The sequence below is a fragment of the Faecalibacterium sp. DFI.5.82 genome (assembly GCF_029076575.1).
Taxonomy (GTDB): domain Bacteria; phylum Bacillota; class Clostridia; order Oscillospirales; family Ruminococcaceae; genus Faecalibacterium; species Faecalibacterium duncaniae.
The window spans coordinates 1-14,093 of the sequence record NZ_JARFIS010000001.1 but is presented as its reverse complement, the minus strand read 5'-3'; the positions used below and the strand labels follow the sequence as shown (position 1 = coordinate 14,093).

Here is a 14,093-nt window from a genome sequence, read left to right as displayed (position 1 = left end):
CTTCTCATAACACAAAATACACCCCCTCTGCACGGCAGTTTCTGAAGCTGCGCCGCAGAGGGGGTGTTCTTTTTGCATGTTCAGTTACACTTCAAAATCCAGGCAGACACGGGTCTTGGTGTAGGGGCGCACCTTGCCATCGGCCACAGCCACGTGGGCGAGGTGGGTGGAGTAGCCCTTGAGGGCGGCTGCATCGGTAAAGGTGGTATCCAGCATCAGGTCTGCGTTGGAAGAGGGCAGGCCGTTGATGTTCACATGCACCTCCACAAGGCCCGGGATCTGCCCTGCCAGGCCCTCCAGCCCGGTTTTGATGTTCGCCTTGATCTCTGCCTTTTCGGCGGCAGAAAGCTCGTCCTTGAGCTGCCAGAGAATGATATGCTTGACCATAGAAAATACCTCCTGCGTTTTCTCCATTGTAGCAGAGAAATGCAGGAGGTGCAATTGGTTTTTGAGAAACGGCAGAGCTCTATTTTTAGTCGTTGCTGTGCTCCCACGATTCATACGCAACGACGTAGATGACATCCACGATCACCATAATCACCAAGACCACGGTGCGGGCTGTGCGGGCCTCTGGGAACACGATCAGAACATTGGAAAGGCCAAACGTAATACCGTTTGCCAACTCCCAGATGCCATTTTTCTTCTGCCAGAACGCCCGATATTCAGGGTCACGGTTATACTGGTTGAATGGGAGGTTAATGAGCGGATCCTTGCCCATCAGGTCGCGCACGCCAGTAATAAACCACAGTACCGTGAGTACGATTGTAAAAAGAACAGAACCTGTCATAGGAAATGCACCTCCTTTTCTATCAGAATAACACACGGCCATGGAAAAAACAAGGACGGAATTCAACTCTACAAAAGGGAAGGCCCCGCCCGCAAACAACGGCCGCACAACAAAAAACCAGCCGGATCGAGGCGTTTGCAAGCCCTCGTCCGGCTGGATACTTACTTCTTCGGAGTCATAAGCCTCTTCTCCTTGGGTTCTCTCATTTTCGGAGTATGCGTTTCACAGGGTGACTCTCCTTAGAAACTACCTGAAACTGAAGAGTTTTATGCAAGGGGATGAACTACTCTAGTACATTGGACTGACCCTTCTCTTAACTGTTGGACTGCGGTACCGAGATTCTGAAGATGAATTTCATATTACCACATTCTTTCGAGTTAGATTTACCAGGGATTCCATTGCTTAGTACATTGGAGTTACTCCTTTTTGGTCATTCAAACAGGTGCATCCGTGTAACTGTCCTCATCATGGGAGATCACCTCGGGCGGATCTATTTGAATTGCCAGGGGATTTATTCTGACAGACTGTACTGTTTTCGCATTTTTGATGCTCAAGACCGGCTCTTTGATTTGTTTTGTTATACGGGGGAAACATCCCGTTTGTGGAGAGCCTCTGTTTTGCTTCTCAGCGAATCCCGACAGTCTGTCCGAACTGTGCGGGTTCCATATCAACCATCGGTCTCGCTCCTTTCTGCTTAAAGTCAGCGGGGTTAGCTCTCATTTGAGCTTCTGCTGTACTTCTCTGGTTTCTGGCTTTATTATACAGGAAGATGCACAGTTTGTCTATTCGCAGAGTGCACAACAAATCAGACATACTTTTGCATCAAAAGTCCAAATTTCTGGGATACATGAATTTCCCCTTTCCGGTGCACTGCTCCACCTCCCTGGGCAAAGGCTCTGCCCCGCAGATCGTGCAGGGCCATCGCAGACACTGCTCCGGCATGTTAAATAGGTATCATCACAGAGCATACAGCTATATAAATCTGATATGCCCGCTATAAGATCTGTGAATAATAATGCCGATTTCACCTCATCCAAAGGCCAGAAAATGGTACAAATGGCTAAGAATCAGCAAAGAGATTGTGCAAATCGCATAGTTTCTCCCCTGTGCTTTTTGCAATCTGCACAACTGTTTTCATCCAAAGCAGAATTGGAATATAACAAAAAGTAGAATGTTAGGTGGAGGGCTGTAAAACCGACAGAAATCGTGCTATGATACCATCACAAATTAAGAAAGGAGAGAGTGCTAATCAATGAATGCGTTGACTGCTGCTTTGAAAGAAGAGCTGAATGTTGACATGGTCACGGTGTTCGGGCTTTCCATTCCGGAGTCCGTGGTCGTGAGCTGGGGCATCATGGCGTTTCTTGTCATCGGCTCCATCCTGCTGACGCGGAATCTGCGGGTGGATCACATCACCAAGCGGCAGGCCATCCTGGAAACGGTCGTTACTACGATCAATGATTTCTTTGTGGGCCTGCTGGGCGAAAGTGGAAAGCGCTATGTCCCCTATCTGATGAGCGTGGCACTGTACATCGGCTGCTCCAACCTGATCGGTGTGTTCGGCATCAAGCCCCCCACAAAGGACCTGAACGTCACAGCGGCCCTTGCTCTGATGAGCATCTGCCTGATCGAGTATGCCGGCATCCATGCACGCGGCGGCGCTGGCTTCCTCAAGAGCCTGGCTGCCCCCACCCCCATCATGGCCCCCATGAACGTGCTGGAGGTAGCCATCCGGCCCACCAGCCTGTGCATGCGACTGTTCGGCAACGTGCTGGGCGCTTTTGTCATTATGGAGCTGATCAAGCTGGTGGTGCCTGTGTTCGTGCCTGCCATCTTCAGCCTGTATTTTGACCTGTTCGATGGTCTGATCCAGACCTACGTCTTTGTGTTCCTTACCTCTTTGTTTATGAAGGAGACTATGGGAGACGAAGAGTAAACCCTTTCCATCATCAAATCAAAAGGAGATTAAAATTATGAACGGACTTATCGCTCTGGGCGCTGGCATTGCAGCGCTGACTGGTATTGGCGGCGGCATTGGCATCGGCATTGCAACCGGCAAGGCAACCGAGGCTATTTCCCGCCAGCCCGAGGCTTCCGGCAAGATCCAGACCAACCTGCTGCTGGGTGCTGCTCTGGCCGAAGGTACTGCAATTTTCGGTTTCGTCGTTGCACTGCTGATCATCCTGTTCCTGGGTTGATAACGGAGGCATGACGAATGCTGACACTGAATCTGAATCTTCTGTATACAGTCGTCAACGTTCTGATTCTGTTTTTGCTGCTGCGGAAATTCCTGTACAAGCCTGTTATGGGGATCATCGCACAGCGTCAGAAACAGGTGGATGACGCACTGAATGCCGCCGAGACCTCCAAAAAGGAGGCCGCTGCGGCCATGAACGCTGCGCAGGACAAGCTGCGCAATGTGGACACCGAGGCTGCTGCCCGCCGCGAGACTTACGAGCAGCAGGCCGAAACTGCAAAGCAGCAGCTGCTGGCCGAGGCCCAGAAACAGGCCGATGCCATTGTAGCCGAGGGCAAGGCCGCTGCTGAGGCAGAGCGCCAGCACAAGCTGCGCGAAGCCGACGCACAGACCACCGCACTGGCCCGCGCTATGTGCGAGAAGCTGCTGAGCCGGAACCTGACCGAGCAGGACGATTCCCGTTTGCTGGACGATCTGCTGGAGAAAGCAGGTGCTGAGCATGGCAACTGAGTTCAGCCGCGAATTCTTCTCTGAGAACCGCATCGTCAAGGCCGATCTGCGCGCCGCACATCAGCTCCGTGAAGAGGACATTGCCCGCATCAAGGCCGAGGTCAAGAAGCTCTATGATGCCACTGAGGTCATCCTGAATGTCTCGGTGGACGAGAGCCTGCTCTCCGGCTATGTGCTGCAGGTGGGCGACCGGGTATTCGACAACTCCGGCCGCCACCAGCTGGATCAGATGATGGCTGGCAAGCCCTCTCTGGCCACCCTCAAGACCCGCATCGAGGATTACAAGCCCGCCCAGACCTCTGCCGAGGGCGGCGTGGTCATCTCCTCTGCCGATGGCATCGTGCAGGTGGAGGGCATGGACAAGGCCGTTTACGGCGAGATCGTCACCTTTGAGAACGGTGCCAAGGGCATGGTCGAAAGCGTGGACCCGGGCAAGCTGGGCATCATGCTGTTCGACGGTGCCGAGACCGTGGGCGTGGGCACTCTGGTGACCCGCAGCGGCAAGCGCGCCGGCATCCCTGTGGGTGATGGTTTCCTGGGCCGTGTCATCGACCCGCTGGGCGAGCCCATTGACGGCAAAGGCCCGGTGAACGCCGAAGGCTACAACCCCATCGAGAAGCAGGCCCCCGGCATTCTGGAGCGTCAGAGCGTGGATACGCCGCTTCACACCGGCATCCTGGCCATCGACTCCATGTTCCCCATCGGCCGCGGCCAGCGTGAGCTGATCATCGGCGACCGCCAGACCGGCAAGACCTCCATTGCCACCGATGCCATCCTGAATCAGAAGGACACCGGCGTGCTCTGCATCTATGTTGCCATCGGCCAGAAGGCTTCCTCCATCGCCCGCGTGGCCGAGGACCTCAAGAAGCACGGTGCCATGAGCTACACCACCATCGTGGCTGCCACGGCTTCCGATTCCGCTCCCCTGCAGTACATCGCACCCTATGCGGGCACTGCACTGGCCGAGTATTTCATGTCCAAGGGCAAGAGCGTCCTGATCGTCTACGACGACCTTTCCAAGCATGCGGTGGCCTACCGTGCCATCTCCCTGCTGCTCCGCCGCTCTCCCGGCCGTGAGGCTTACCCCGGCGACGTGTTCTATCTGCATTCCCGTCTGCTGGAGCGCTCCTGCCGGATGCGCGACGATCTGGGCGGCGGTTCCATCACTGCCCTGCCCATCGTTGAGACCCAGGCGGGCGATGTCTCTGCTTACATCCCCACCAACGTCATCTCCATCACCGATGGTCAGATCTTCCTGGAAAGCGCCCTGTTCAACGCAGGCAACCGCCCCGCCGTCAACGTCGGCCTGTCGGTCTCCCGTGTGGGCGGCGCTGCCCAGACCAAGGCCATGAAGAAGGCCAATTCCAACCTGCGTATCGAGCTGGCCCAGTACAAGGATATGGAGTCCTTTGCCCAGTTCAGCTCTGATCTGGACACTGAGACCCGCCGCCAGCTGGAACACGGCAAGGCCCTGACCGAGATGCTCAAGCAGCCGCTGTACCAGCCCAAGTCCGATGCCGAGCAGGTGGTCGTGCTGACCCTGGCTTCCCACGGGATGCTGGACGACCTGCCGCTGGCTGACCAGCGCGCAAAGACCAATGCCTTTGTGCGCCAGTTCCACGCCGATGTTTCCGGCACCATGGACGCGATCACGTCCACGGGCAAGATCACCCCGGAACAGGTGGACACCATCCTGACCGCGTGGAAGGCATTCGCGGGAGGGGAGAGCAATGGCATCCAGTAAGCTGCTCAAGGAGCGGATCGAGAGCATTCAGGATACTATGAAGATCACGAATGCCATGTACCTGATCTCCTCCTCCAAGCTCCGCAAGGCCCGGCAGAACTACCAGAATGTTCTGCCCTACTTCACCCGGATGCGGGATACCATCTCCCGCGTGGTGCCCCACCTGCCCGACGAGCCGGAGCACCCCTTCTTCCACGAGCGGGATCTGGAGAACCCCAAGCGGGCCTACATCGTGCTGACCGCCGACAAGGGCATGGCCGGTGCTTACAACCAGAACCTGCTCAAGTTCCTGCGGGAGCACGCCGACCAGAACGACCGGTTCTATGTCATCGGTCAGGTAGGCTACCGTGCCCTGCTCCACAAGGATTCCCGTCTGGTGGAGGATTTCCATTACGGTGCCACGGCTCCCACCCTGCAGCGCGCCCGTGATATCACGGTGGATGCCATCGATGATTTCAAGTCCGGCAAACTGGACGAGATCTACATCGTCTACACCAAGATCCAGAACGCGCTGACCAGCGAGCCGGTCATGGAACGCCTGCTGCCGCTGGATCGTGCCCACCTCACGCCTGCTCCCAAGGGTCTGGGCGACCCCCGCGGCGAGGTGGAGATGTTCCCGGATGCCTGGACGGTGTTCGAGCAGACGGCCCCCATCTATATGCACGGCATGATCTTTGGTGCCATGACCGAGAGCTTCTGCGCCGAGCAGAGCGCCCGCATGACCGCCATGGATTCCGCCACCAAGAGCGCCAAGGATATGATCCACGATCTGGAGCTGGAGTACAACCGCTCCCGTCAGGGTTCCATCACCCAGGAGATCACCGAGATCATCGGCGGCGCGGCGGCGGTACAGAATAACGAGTAACATGCTCACCCTCTCAGGCCGCTTCGCGTCCAGCTCTCCCAAAGGGAGAGCCCTTGGCATAAAGATGAAGTTTGCACGGACTGCCAAGGCCTCCCACTTTGGGGGAGGTGGCATCGCGTGAGCGATGACGGAGAGGGTGAGGACGCTGAAGCGTTTGCAAGAAACATAGTATAAGAGGCAATTGTATGATACAGGGAACTATTATTCGAGTAGCGGGCCCCGTGGTGGATGTCAAATTCACCGGGGGCAAGCTGCCTGCCCTGCAGGAAGCGCTGACTGTGACCGCAGAGGGCACTGAGCGCACCATGGAGGTGGCGCAGCACGTCGATGAAACGACGGTGCGCTGCATCATGCTTTCTGCCAGCGAGGGTCTGGGCAAGGGGATGGAAGTTACCGCCACCGGCCACGGCCTGAATGCCCCTGTGGGCGAGGGCACTCTGGGCCGCATGTTCGACCCGCTGGGCCGCCCCATCGACGGCAAGGGCCCGGTGGACGATCTGCCCCACTGGCCCATCCACCGCAAGGCCCCCAGCTTTGCGGAGCAGAAACCTGCAACTGAAATTCTGGAGACCGGCATCAAGGTCATCGACCTGCTGGCTCCCTACGCCAAGGGCGGCAAGATCGGCCTGTTCGGCGGTGCCGGTGTCGGCAAAACCGTGCTGATCCAGGAGCTGATCCACAACGTGGCCACCGAGCACGGCGGCTACTCTATCTTCACCGGTGTCGGCGAGCGCTCCCGTGAGGGCTGTGACCTCTGGGGCGAGATGAACGCTTCCGGCGTTCTGAACAAGACCGCGCTGGTCTTTGGTCAGATGAACGAGCCTCCCGGAGCCCGTATGCGGGTCGCCGAGACAGGCCTGACCATGGCAGAGTACTTCCGTGAGGAGACCCACAAGGACGTGCTGCTGTTCATCGATAACATCTTCCGTTTCGTGCAGGCAGGCAGCGAGGTCTCCGCCCTGATGGGCCGGATGCCCTCCGCCGTGGGCTATCAGCCTACCCTGGCCAATGAGCTGGGTGCCCTGCAGGAGCGCATCACCTCCACCCGCGACGGCTCCATCACCTCGGTGCAGGCCGTCTACGTCCCCGCCGACGACCTGACCGACCCGGCTCCTGCAACCACCTTCGCCCATCTGGACGCAACCACCGTTCTGAGCCGTAAGATCGTGGAGCAGGGCATCTACCCCGCTGTCGATCCGCTGGCTTCCACCTCTCGCATTCTGGAAGCCGATATCGTGGGCGAGGAGCACTACCGTGTGGCCCGCAAGGTGCAGGCCACCCTGCAGCGCTATCAGGAGCTGCAGGACATCATCGCCATCCTGGGCATGGACGAGCTGAGCGAAGAGGACAAGCTCACCGTCACCCGTGCCCGCAAGCTGCAGAAGTTCCTCAGCCAGCCCTTTGCAGTGGCCGAGAACTTCACCGGCCTGAAGGGTGTGTACGTCCCGCTGGCAGAGACCGTCAAGGGCTTTGCCGCCATTGTGGACGGCCAGTGCGATGACCTGCCCGAGTGGGCATTCTTCAACGTGGGCACCCTTGCGGATGCCCGCAAGAAGTACGCAGACAAACAGGCGGAGGAAAAGGGCGGTGCCAACTGATGGAAAAGTTCATCCTGAACATCACGGCTTCCAGCGGTGAATTCTATCAGGGCTACTGCGAGAGCCTGACCCTGCCCACCGGCGACGGCGTGTACGGCGTGCAGGCCGGGCACAACCCCGTGCTGGTGGCTCTGCACATGGGCATTGCAAAGTTCACCGTGGACGGTGAAACCCGCGAGGTGCTGGTGGGCGACGGCATTGCAGAAGTAACCCCCACCTTTGTCCTGCTGCTGGTGGACAGCGCCGAGCGGCCCGAAGATATCGACCGCAACCGCGCCGAGGCTGCCCGCATCCGGGCCGAGGAGCGCCTGCAGCACAAGCAGAGCATGCACGAGTACTACCAGAGCAAGATCGCACTGGACCGCGCCATGCAGCGCCTGCAGACGGCCGCCAAATACAAGCGTTAAACGCTCCCCTCAAACAGAACACCGTCAGCCTGACACAACGGGCTGACGGTGTTTTTGTTGTTTTACTGCGCTTCGATCTGCGCTCCCCCTGCTGCACCCTCTTGTAAATTGCCGCGGAAAAGCGTATCATAGAATCAAATACAAGCAAAGGAGCATTCTTATGCGTGCATACGAGCGACTGTTGAATTATGTCCGCGTTTACACTACCTCCGACCCCGAGAGCGGCACCCACCCCTCGGCAGAGCGGGAGTTTGACCTGGCCCGCCAGCTGGTGGAAGAGATGAAGGCTCTGGGCATCGAGGATGCCCGGGTAGACGAGCACTGCTATGTCTACGGCAGCATCCCCGCCACCCCCGGCTGTGAGGACAAACCTGCCCTGGGCCTGATTGCCCACATGGACACCGCCCCCGATGCTTCCGGCGAGGGTGTTTCCCCCATCCTGCACGAGAATTATGACGGCCGTGATGTCACCCTGCCCGCCACCGGCATGGTGATGAAGGTCTCCACCTTCCCCTTCCTGGCCGACCTCAAGGGTGAGACTCTGATCACCACCGACGGCACCACCCTGCTGGGCGCAGACGACAAGGCCGGTGTGGCAGAGATCCTGACCGCCGCCGAGATCCTCCTTGCCGAGGGCCGCCCCCATGGCAAGCTCTGCATCGCCTTCACCCCCGACGAGGAGATCGGCGAGGGCGCTTCCCTCTTCGATATCCCGGGCTTTGGCGCGGATTTCGCCTACACCGTTGATGGCGGTGACGTGGGCGGCATCGAGTATGAGAACTTCAACGCAGCTGCCGCCACCGTGACCATCCACGGCTTCTCGGTGCATCCCGGCTCCGCCAAGGATGCCATGATCAACGCCTCCAATGTGGCCATGGAGTTCCACACTGCCCTGCCCATCATGGCCCGTCCCGAGACCACCGAGGGCCGTCAGGGCTTCTACCACCTCTGCCAGATGTACGGCGACGTGACCAACGCAAAGCTGGGCTACATCCTGCGCGACCACGATGCCGACAAGTTGCAGTATAAGAAGGATAACCTCCTCCACATTGCCGATTACCTCAACGGAAAGTACGGCCCCGGCACCGTGGAGGTGGAGATCAAGGACAGCTACCGCAACATGCTGGAAAAGATCAAGCCCCACTTCCATCTGGTGGAGAACGCCCGCAAGGCCATCGAAAAGGCCGGTCTGACCCCCGAGGAAGTGCCTGTGCGCGGCGGCACCGATGGTGCCACCCTGAGCTGGAAGGGTCTGCCCTGCCCCAACCTGGGCACCGGCGGCTTCAACTTCCACGGCGTGTGCGAGTGCACCACTGTAGAACGCATGGACAAGGCAACTGAAATCCTGCTGAATATCGTGGAGATCTACGGCAAATGATTCCGCTCCCGGAACGTTTCCACGCTGACTGCACATAAAAATGGACGGCTCTCGAAAACGAGAGCCGTCCATTTTTTCTTATCCCACGTTGATTTGTCCAACGGGCAGGATCTTGCGCTTGTTGTCATCGGGTTTGCTGGTCAGGCTGATGGCAAAGGACACCGGGCCCACACGGCCCATGAACATCACCAGCATATACAGCAGCTTGGCCCCGGTGTTCAGCTGGCTGGTTACACCCACCGAAAGGCCCACGGTACCAAAGGCGGAGCAGGATTCAAAGATCGCGTCAATGACCGTTACAGCATCCGAGGTGTTGTAATAGACCACCACGGCAGAGCCCAGCGCCGCCACCATGCCCAGCATGATGATGGTCAGAGCGCGGTAAACGGTCTTGGATTCAATGTGGTGGCCGCCGATGACACAATCGTCCCGGCCCTGCGCCACGCTGCGCATGGTCAGGATCAGAACGGCAAAGGTGGTCACCTTCACACCGCCGCCGGTGGAACCGGGAGCCGCGCCGATGAACTGCAGAACGCTCATCAGCAGCTTAGTGATGGGCCCACAGGCGGCCAGGTCGATGGTGTTCATACCGGCGGTACGGGTTGACACCGACTGGAACAGGGCCGCCATCACCTTGCCCGGCACGGACAGCCCGCCCATGCTCTTGGGGTTGTTCCACTCCATCAGACCGATGAGGGCGGCGCCGCCCACCCACAGGATGCAGGAGAAAAGCAACACCATCCGAGCATGGAGAGACAGGTGCCGCTTCTTGCGCCACTCTCCGATCTCCACCCAGACCATAAAGCCCAGACCGCCTGCCATGATCAGGAACATGATCACAGCCTGTACATAATAATTACTGACATAGGGAGCCAGCGAGGAATACTGCCCGAACCGGCCAAACAGATCGAAGCCCGCATTGCAGAACGCCGAGATGGCCGTGAATGCACTGATCCAGATGCCCTCCGCACCAAACTGCGGCACAAAGGCGATCATCAGAAGCACCATACCAATGATCTCAAAAGTCATCGCCAGCTTGACCACGATCTTCAGCACATCGGTGGCCTGCGAGTAGCCGCTGGCCGAAACGCTTTCTCCCAGCAGCCGCAGGTCCTTAAAGCCCATCCGGCGTTTGGCAGCCAGCGCAAAAAAGCTGGTCAGGGTCACCAGGCCCAGACCGCCCACCTGGATCAGCAGCAAAACCACCGCCTGCCCAAAGGGCGTGAACTGCGTCCAGGTATCCCGCACGACCAGACCTGTCACACAGGTGGCACTGGTGGCAGTGAACATGGCATCCACCACGCCCAGCCGACCGCTGCGGCTGGAAATGGGCAGTGTCAGCAGCAACGTTCCCAGCGCGATCAGCAGCACAAAGCTGATGCAGATGACCTGCGTTGCACTGCTGCCCAGCAGCCAGCCGCGCCGACGCGATGCTCTCTTTTTCCGTTTCATCCCCATAAGTTGGCTCCTTTTTGTGCCGGGCCGCCTGTGCTGCACCTGCACTTCATTCTGCACCCATGCCGCGCATGAGCACCTCTCCTATAGGATACACCTTTTTTCTTTCCGATTCAACTTGATTTTGTGGGGAAGTTGCGGTATTATAATATGGTATCCGTCTTCATAGCTCAGCTGGATAGAGCGTTCGCCTCCTAAGAATTCGGTCAACCTGATACCTTGGGGGCAGAAGTGATTGCTCTAATCAAAAGCAAGACCGGGAATCGAAGTTTTCTCAACAATTTTTGATGCAACAAGTTTAACACCGTTCCGGTTGCAACGCAGTCGGTCACTTCGTTGTGAAAAGCATTCCATACAAAGTGCAGAAAAGTCAAAAATCAACGATAATACATATATGTCTCTATACCTCAGCTGGATAGAGGGTTCGCCTCCTAAGGTTGCGTTACAACGGCCACCTCAAAAAAAACTAAATAAGGGATTGCAGTTCGACTTTGATCGGGCTATAATCATATATCAGACACGTCCATATAGCTCAGCTGGATAGAGCACACGCCTCCTAAGCGTGGGGTCGGAGGTTCAAATCCTCTTATGGACGCCAGTGAACAACGCCGAAAGCCTTTGTTTTCAAGGGTTTTCGGCTTTTCTTATATAAAAAGCTACGAAAAAGCTCTTTCACTGTATGAGATAAAATTCTACTCCAAAATTTGATTTTTGACAACCCCTCCAGAATCGAACGGTTGTTATAAGACAAAATCGCCAGCTAATTTTTAGCAGAAAACGGGCTGTTCTTGCTAATGAAAATGCCCTTCCTGCTAATCAGCCCCAAAATCGTGCCAAAAATCCAGCTAATCAAAAAAGGCGGATGTTTTGAATACCATGCAGTTATAGCAGATAAAATTAAATATCGTTATGTACATAGAGCGTCTATTTGCCCCGCATTGGGGATGGATAGGCGCTCTTTTTTTATGCCCAAACCCATGGGCAAATACAAGAGATTGGAGGTGTTTTATTTGAGCAAGCCTGTTTATACCGCAGACAAGCCGAGCGACTGTCATTACTGCTACTTCTGGACGAATGGCAGAAAGGGCTGCCGTCTGGGTAGAAATAATTGCTACTACTTAATCTCTTTGCCGCCGAAACCCAAGTCGGAATGTGATGGCTGTCCCTATGGGCGAGATCACCCGTGCATTGGTTGGTGTACGAAGAAGGTTATGCGTGAAGTGGGGCTTCGTTGATATGGATGTGTATGAACAGGAATACCGCTTCTACTATTTTGCCCGATGTCCTTACGAAAAGACGGATACGACTTTCCGCAGCATTCCGCTGACAACAGAAAGTTTTCCGCAGAAAGAAGGTGGTGAAGCCGTGTGAGTTTTGATTATTTTTACGGTCAGCAATCCGATCTATTCACATTCTATCGAGTTCCGAAGGTGTTGTTCACGAACGAGAGGTTCTGGAATATTTCTGCCGATGCCAAGATGCTGTATGGCATTTTGCTTGACCGCATGAGCCTGTCTGCCAAGAATGGTTGGATAGATAAAAACGGTAGAGTGTATATCATTTTTACAATCGACGAAGCGAAGATGGCTCTGAACTGTGCTGAACAAAAGGCTATCAAGCTGCTCAGTGAACTTGAGAAGAAAGCAGGATTGATTGAACGTAAGCGCCAGGGTTTGGGAAAGCCCAACCTGATCTATGTGAAGAACTTTATCTCTGCTGTGGATTCACAACTCTTGAATTGTGAAAATCACAATTCTGGAACAATGGAAATCACAACTCAAGAACTTCCGAAATCACAATGTAATAATACTGATATTAAAAATACTGAATTTAGTGATACTGATTCTATCTTTCCTTCCGGAAATGGTGGAATGATGGACGAGAATGACCGGTATCAAGAATACTTTGATTATTTCTCGGATCAGCTCAGTATGGATTTGTTGAAGAAGGATTACCCTTACGATTCCGAAATGCTGGATAACATTCTGGAGTTGATCGTTGAAACAGTTTGCACGAAGCGACCGTTGATTCGCATTGGTGCAGAGGAGCGTCCGGCAGAAATTGTCCGCAGTCGGTTTATGAAACTGAATGCCGAACACATTCGATATGTTATGGACTGCTTCAAGGAGAACACCACAAAGATTAGAAATATCCGTCAGTATATGCTGACTACGATATACAATGCGCCGACGACAATAGACACCTACTACGATGCTCTTGTTCGGCACGATATGTCACACGGATATTTGGAAGGAGGATTTAAGAAATTGAAAATGAAGCGAGAGGAAGGAGAGTGACGATAAATGTCGAAAAAAGCAACCATCATTGCGGTGGTCAATCAGAAAGGAGGCACTGGAAAGACCACCACCACCGAGAATCTGGGCGTTGGCTTGGCTCTTGAAGGAAAAAAGGTGCTTCTGGTAGAGCAGAGTTCCCATAAAACAGTATTTGCAAAAGTTCCCGCAATGGGGCAGATTTGGCGTGACTTCGGTCACGCCTTTTCTTTTGCTTCCAGTTCATCCAGAGGGATATACCCCAGCCCATCATACTTAATATGGATGTGCTGCACCCGCTTTCCGCTGGACTTATCCGGGGCATCCACATAGATGGCCGACACCAGTTCACGGAGAGCATAAGGGGTGAGTTCTTCAATATGAACGTACTTGTGCGCTTTCTGGACGAACTTCTCAATATTCTCGATCTGCTGTTCCTGTACTTCGATTTCCTGCTGGATAGAGAGGGCTTCCTCTTCCAGATGCTTCTGTTCGGCATCGTAGCTCTGGCTCATCATGTCAAAGCGTTCATCGCTCAGCTTTCCGCTGGCGTTATCCTCGTAGATTTTCATGAACAGCCGTTTGAGGTCTGCAATCCGCTTCTCATTCCGGGCAAGCTGCTTCTTCAGGACGGTCAGCTTTTCGGTGCTTTCCACCCGAAGCTGCTCCTCCATGACCTTGCGGAAGTAGTCTTCATGACGGAGAATGTAGTCCGTCACCCGCTGAACATGACTCAGTACACGTCCTTCCAGAACCTTTACCCGGATGAAGTGTCCCTTGCACTTGCTCCCGTTCTTCTTGTGCAGAGAGCAATCAAAGAAGTCTTGACTGAAGTCCCTGTTGTTGGACGAACCATATTGCATCTTAGAACCGCAGTCA

General features: G+C 55.4%; 14 protein-coding genes, 1 tRNA gene and 1 pseudogene. 12 read left to right on the top strand and 4 right to left on the bottom strand.

Annotation, left to right across the window (positions count from 1 at the left end; translation table 11 throughout):
* Window positions 1-84: 84 nt before the first annotated feature.
* Together P0G09_RS00080 and P0G09_RS00075 are read right to left on the bottom strand one after the other, a co-directional pair.
* Window positions 85-387 carry a Dabb family protein gene (locus tag P0G09_RS00080; RefSeq protein ID WP_156059481.1) on the bottom strand — a complete coding sequence of 101 codons (303 nt, stop codon included), beginning with the start codon at window positions 385-387 and terminating at the stop codon, window positions 85-87.
* Between the two features lie 85 nt (window positions 388-472).
* Complete coding sequence (locus P0G09_RS00075; protein WP_005933091.1) at window positions 473-787, bottom strand: hypothetical protein; 315 nt, start codon at window positions 785-787, stop codon at window positions 473-475.
* Between the two features lie 1,252 nt (window positions 788-2,039).
* Here P0G09_RS00075 and P0G09_RS00070 point away from each other — a divergent pair.
* The 8 genes from P0G09_RS00070 to pepT all read left to right on the top strand — a co-directional run bounded on the left by P0G09_RS00070 (window position 2,040) and on the right by pepT (window position 9,486).
* Entirely contained in the window at window positions 2,040-2,723 is a 684-nt protein-coding gene (locus tag P0G09_RS00070; RefSeq protein ID WP_227612855.1) for a F0F1 ATP synthase subunit A, read from the top strand.
* A 37-nt stretch (window positions 2,724-2,760) separates the two neighbouring features.
* Window positions 2,761-2,985, top strand: a complete 225-nt coding sequence (gene atpE, locus P0G09_RS00065) for an ATP synthase F0 subunit C (protein WP_005933085.1) — start codon at window positions 2,761-2,763, stop codon at window positions 2,983-2,985.
* Window positions 2,986-3,002: 17 nt separating this feature from the next.
* Window positions 3,003-3,494 (top strand): F0F1 ATP synthase subunit B, encoded by a 492-nt coding sequence (atpF, locus tag P0G09_RS00060; protein WP_005933084.1) that lies wholly within the window; start codon window positions 3,003-3,005, stop codon window positions 3,492-3,494.
* Window positions 3,484-5,238 (top strand): F0F1 ATP synthase subunit alpha, encoded by a 1,755-nt coding sequence (gene atpA / locus P0G09_RS00055; protein ID WP_275251638.1) that lies wholly within the window; start codon window positions 3,484-3,486, stop codon window positions 5,236-5,238. The genes atpF and atpA overlap by 11 nt, the downstream gene beginning before the upstream one ends.
* Entirely contained in the window at window positions 5,225-6,103 is an 879-nt protein-coding gene (gene atpG / locus P0G09_RS00050) for an ATP synthase F1 subunit gamma (protein WP_275251637.1), read from the top strand. The genes atpA and atpG overlap by 14 nt, the downstream gene beginning before the upstream one ends.
* Window positions 6,104-6,288: 185 nt before the next feature.
* Window positions 6,289-7,701 carry a F0F1 ATP synthase subunit beta gene (atpD, locus tag P0G09_RS00045; RefSeq protein ID WP_005933079.1) on the top strand — a complete coding sequence of 471 codons (1,413 nt, stop codon included), beginning with the start codon at window positions 6,289-6,291 and terminating at the stop codon, window positions 7,699-7,701.
* Window positions 7,701-8,108, top strand: a complete 408-nt coding sequence (gene atpC / locus P0G09_RS00040; RefSeq protein ID WP_097770960.1) for an ATP synthase F1 subunit epsilon — start codon at window positions 7,701-7,703, stop codon at window positions 8,106-8,108. Before atpD ends, atpC begins: the two co-directional genes overlap by 1 nt.
* A gap of 160 nt (window positions 8,109-8,268) precedes the next feature.
* A complete protein-coding gene (gene pepT, locus P0G09_RS00035; protein WP_253493372.1) occupies window positions 8,269-9,486 on the top strand; it encodes a peptidase T in 1,218 nt (405 codons plus the stop codon).
* Between the two features lie 78 nt (window positions 9,487-9,564).
* On the opposite strand, the gene P0G09_RS00030 is transcribed toward pepT, so the two are convergent.
* A complete protein-coding gene (locus P0G09_RS00030) occupies window positions 9,565-10,938 on the bottom strand; it encodes a potassium transporter TrkG (protein ID WP_242700964.1) in 1,374 nt (457 codons plus the stop codon).
* A 524-nt stretch (window positions 10,939-11,462) separates the two neighbouring features.
* On the opposite strand from P0G09_RS00030, the gene P0G09_RS00025 reads away from it, so the two are divergent.
* The 4 genes and pseudogenes from P0G09_RS00025 to P0G09_RS00010 all read left to right on the top strand — a co-directional run.
* Window positions 11,463-11,539 (top strand) — tRNA-Arg (locus P0G09_RS00025).
* A 569-nt stretch (window positions 11,540-12,108) separates the two neighbouring features.
* Window positions 12,109-12,312, top strand: a complete 204-nt coding sequence (locus tag P0G09_RS00020; RefSeq protein ID WP_223385014.1) for a hypothetical protein — start codon at window positions 12,109-12,111, stop codon at window positions 12,310-12,312.
* Window positions 12,309-13,238, top strand: coding sequence for a DUF6017 domain-containing protein (locus P0G09_RS00015; protein ID WP_002304312.1), 930 nt, complete (start codon window positions 12,309-12,311; stop codon window positions 13,236-13,238). Before P0G09_RS00020 ends, P0G09_RS00015 begins: the two co-directional genes overlap by 4 nt.
* A 6-nt stretch (window positions 13,239-13,244) precedes the next feature.
* A pseudogene (locus tag P0G09_RS00010) lies at window positions 13,245-13,367 on the top strand (AAA family ATPase); the annotation flags it as partial.
* A 65-nt stretch (window positions 13,368-13,432) separates the two neighbouring features.
* Here the strand turns inward: P0G09_RS00010 and P0G09_RS00005 are convergent.
* Window positions 13,433-14,093, bottom strand: a 661-nt coding sequence (locus P0G09_RS00005) for a DUF4368 domain-containing protein (protein WP_275251636.1), incomplete at its 5' end; no start/stop codon positions are given.

What these genes read in the sequence shown, in the direction of transcription:
- P0G09_RS00080 (WP_156059481.1), bottom strand. Translation starts at nt 387, where the DNA reads ATGGTCAAGCATATCATTCTCTGGCAGCTCAAGGACGAGCTTTCTGCC.
- P0G09_RS00075 (WP_005933091.1), bottom strand. Translation starts at nt 787, where the DNA reads ATGACAGGTTCTGTTCTTTTTACAATCGTACTCACGGTACTGTGGTTT.
- P0G09_RS00070 (WP_227612855.1), top strand. Translation starts at nt 2,040, where the DNA reads ATGAATGCGTTGACTGCTGCTTTGAAAGAAGAGCTGAATGTTGACATG.
- atpE (WP_005933085.1), top strand. Translation starts at nt 2,761, where the DNA reads ATGAACGGACTTATCGCTCTGGGCGCTGGCATTGCAGCGCTGACTGGT.
- atpF (WP_005933084.1), top strand. Translation starts at nt 3,003, where the DNA reads ATGCTGACACTGAATCTGAATCTTCTGTATACAGTCGTCAACGTTCTG.
- atpA (WP_275251638.1), top strand. Translation starts at nt 3,484, where the DNA reads ATGGCAACTGAGTTCAGCCGCGAATTCTTCTCTGAGAACCGCATCGTC.
- atpG (WP_275251637.1), top strand. Translation starts at nt 5,225, where the DNA reads ATGGCATCCAGTAAGCTGCTCAAGGAGCGGATCGAGAGCATTCAGGAT.
- atpD (WP_005933079.1), top strand. Translation starts at nt 6,289, where the DNA reads ATGATACAGGGAACTATTATTCGAGTAGCGGGCCCCGTGGTGGATGTC.
- atpC (WP_097770960.1), top strand. Translation starts at nt 7,701, where the DNA reads ATGGAAAAGTTCATCCTGAACATCACGGCTTCCAGCGGTGAATTCTAT.
- pepT (WP_253493372.1), top strand. Translation starts at nt 8,269, where the DNA reads ATGCGTGCATACGAGCGACTGTTGAATTATGTCCGCGTTTACACTACC.
- P0G09_RS00030 (WP_242700964.1), bottom strand. Translation starts at nt 10,938, where the DNA reads ATGAAACGGAAAAAGAGAGCATCGCGTCGGCGCGGCTGGCTGCTGGGC.
- P0G09_RS00020 (WP_223385014.1), top strand. Translation starts at nt 12,109, where the DNA reads ATGGGCGAGATCACCCGTGCATTGGTTGGTGTACGAAGAAGGTTATGC.